Raw genomic sequence first — 529 nt, 5'->3', positions numbered from 1 at the left:
TCCGGTCTCGGTGCTGATGCTGGCCGGCATTCGCGAGATCCTGATCATCTCGTCGCCGGAGCACCTCGACAACTACAAGCGCCTGTTCGGCACCGGGGAGCAGTTCGGCCTGCACTTCTCCTACGCCCTGCAGCCGCGGCCGGAGGGGCTCGCCCAGGCCTTCATCATCGGGCGCGACTTCGTCGGCGACGACGACGTCGCACTGATCCTCGGCGACAACCTATTCTTCGGCGCCGGCATGGGCGAGCTTCTCGAGCGCGCGGCCGTACGCAAGCGGGGCGCGACGGTGTTCGCCTACCATGTCGAGAACCCGCAGGCCTACGGCGTGGTCAATCTGGACAAGTCCGGCCGGCCGACCAAGATCGTCGAGAAGCCGCAGAACCCGGAATCGACTTGGGCGGTGACCGGGCTGTACTTCTACGACAACCAGGTTCTCGACATCGCCGCCGACGTGAAGCCCTCGCCCCGCGGCGAGCTTGAGATCACCAGCGTCAACGAGGCCTATCTCCAGCGCGGCGAACTCCACGTG

Annotated in this window: 1 protein-coding gene; it reads left to right on the top strand. The window is 66.2% G+C overall.

Going from position 1 to position 529, the window contains the following annotated elements; translation table 11 throughout:
- Window positions 1–529, top strand: a 529-nt coding sequence (locus OXS49_RS33445) for a sugar phosphate nucleotidyltransferase (protein ID WP_267428792.1), incomplete at both ends; no start/stop codon positions are given.

Origin of the sequence: Methylobacterium sp. GC_Met_2 (assembly GCF_026540795.1) — a bacterium.
GTDB lineage: Bacteria > Pseudomonadota > Alphaproteobacteria > Rhizobiales > Beijerinckiaceae > Methylobacterium.
The sequence above is the reverse complement of the archived record's forward strand: the minus strand, read 5'-3'. Positions and strand labels throughout refer to the sequence as shown.